General features: G+C 63.1%; 2 protein-coding genes, 1 pseudogene and 1 riboswitch. All 3 genes and pseudogenes read right to left on the reverse strand.

Annotated features, from left to right (window positions below; all coding sequences use genetic code 11):
• Window positions 1-667, reverse strand: a pseudogene (locus tag EOA49_RS31730) (glycine cleavage system aminomethyltransferase T); the annotation flags it as partial.
• Between the two features lie 149 nt (window positions 668-816).
• Window positions 817-903: riboswitch (glycine riboswitch) on the reverse strand.
• A gap of 139 nt (window positions 904-1042) precedes the next feature.
• Window positions 1043-1171, reverse strand: a complete 129-nt coding sequence (locus EOA49_RS34060; protein WP_259979720.1) for a hypothetical protein — start codon at window positions 1169-1171, stop codon at window positions 1043-1045.
• Window positions 1171-1906, reverse strand: a 736-nt coding sequence (locus EOA49_RS31735) for a molybdopterin-binding protein (RefSeq protein ID WP_127243588.1), incomplete at its 5' end; no start/stop codon positions are given. The genes EOA49_RS34060 and EOA49_RS31735, both read right to left, overlap by 1 nt.

The following is a 1906-nucleotide window of genomic DNA, read 5'->3' on the forward strand; positions in this document are numbered from 1 at the left end:
CGGCAAGGCCGATCCATTGCACGCGCTCATCCTGCAGCAGCTTGCCGACGAGATCGCGGGCATCCGCTTCCGGCAGCCCGATCTCGAATCCATCCTCGCCGGTGTAGCCGGAGCGGCTCATGAACCAGTTTTGCCGGGGCTCGACACTATGCATGAACAGCAGCGAGCCCGTTTCGATACCGGCTCGCGAAAGGGCCGCCCAGGCATCCGGGCCCTGGATCGCCAGGAAGACGCGGTCGAGCGGCTCGACCTTGGCATCGAAATCCGCGGCCAACGCACGCAGATGCCTTTCATCCTCGGCCGCATTGCCGGCGTTGGCCACCACCATGAATCGGCCATCGTCAAGACGCGTGACGATCAAGTCGTCAATGACGCCGGCGGCCTCGTTGAGGAAGAAAGTGTATTTGGATTGGGCAATTTCCATCGCGCCGGCGTCGAGCGGGCAGGCGCGGTTGAGTAGGGCGGCGGCGCCCGGGCCGCCGACCTCGAACAGCTTCATATGCGAGATGTCGAATAGGCCGGCATGCTCGCGCGTGTGGAGGTGCTCCTTCATCACGCCGGCCGGATAGGTCAGCGGCATCGACCAGCCGGCAAAAGCGCCGAAACGCGCGCCCGCGGCGCTATGCAAATCCTCGAGGGGTAGATGTTTGGTGTCTTCGCCGGTCATGTCTTCTCCAGAGTCGCACGCAATCGACCGCCATTAGCGGTCTAGTCCGTGCCCCTCTGTCTGAAGCCTGAGAGACTCGCGCCCCGTAACTCTGTCGGCAGCGCTTACACCTTCGGCGCGGGAAGATTCCCGACTTTCCAGAGTTGTCTTTCCCGTCCACGGTTCTTTTGCCTGAGAGATTTCGGGCGATTTCCCCTTCGGCGACAGCTTGCGCTGTTCTCTCCCGCAAACAGGTAGGACTCAGTCACCTGAGCCCTCGACGCGCCATCCATAGCCCGTCGGCGACACCTTGTCACCTCCCAGCGACATATCTCTCGGCAGCCGACGCCGATGACAACACCCGATCCGGTCTGAACGGCGGCCCAGCAAGGCGGCCTAGTCGCCCGAGGCCATCGTCTTGCAAAGGATGATGTTGGAATGGCCGATTGTCGCCGTGAGGCTTTTCTCAATCGCGTTGAACTCGGCTGACGCAAGATCGTGCTCGGCCTGCAGGCGAAGCGCCATCAAATACCGGCATACCAGTCGTAGCCATTGTCTTCCCAATAGCCGCCGCGACCGCCGCCGACATTGGCGAAGCCGTCGACCAGCTCGATCTTGTAGAGATATTTCGGCATCTTGTAGCCGAGCTGGCGCTCGACCCGCACCCGCAGCGGCGCGCCGTTCTCGACCGGCAGCGGCTTGCCGTTCAAGCCGTAGGCCAGGATCGTTTGCGGATGGCGGGCATCGATCAGGTCGATGCTGCCGTAATATTTGATGTCGCCAGACAGGCTTTGCTCGATCGTGTCGAGGCAATGGAACATGACGTAGCGCGCCTGCGGCTTGACGATGGCCTGATCGAGCACCAGCGACAAAGGTGTGCCGGTCCATTTGGCGATGCAGCTCCAGCCTTCAACGCAGTCGTGGCGGGTGATCTGGGTGCGGCTCGGCATGTTCTGCAACTGCTCGCGGGTGAGCGACAGCGGTTTTTCGACGAGGCCGGTCACCTCCAGGCGCCAATCGGCGAAATTGTTGGCGAGAAGACCCTTATAGGTGTCGTCGTCAGGCGCGGTGACGCCGTTCGGCCGCTGCGGCTGGCGGATGTCGGCCTCGCTGAATTCCGGTGCCAGCGCGTCCCGGCCGGCAAGCAGGCGCTGCGCGCGGTATGTCAGCCCGTTGGCGTTTTCGAGGAAGCTGCGCAGCCCGCTGCCGACGCCCAGACCGCTGTCGAAGGCATCGCAGCCGGACAGCGCGATGCCTGAC

Origin of the sequence: Mesorhizobium sp. M1A.F.Ca.IN.020.04.1.1, assembly GCF_003997315.1 — a bacterium.
Classification (GTDB): domain Bacteria; phylum Pseudomonadota; class Alphaproteobacteria; order Rhizobiales; family Rhizobiaceae; genus Mesorhizobium.

Bases quoted from the DNA above. Each gene is read 5' to 3' on its own strand.
- EOA49_RS34060 (WP_259979720.1), bottom strand. From the start codon at position 1,171: ATGGCGCTTCGCCTGCAGGCCGAGCACGATCTTGCGTCAGCCGAGTTC.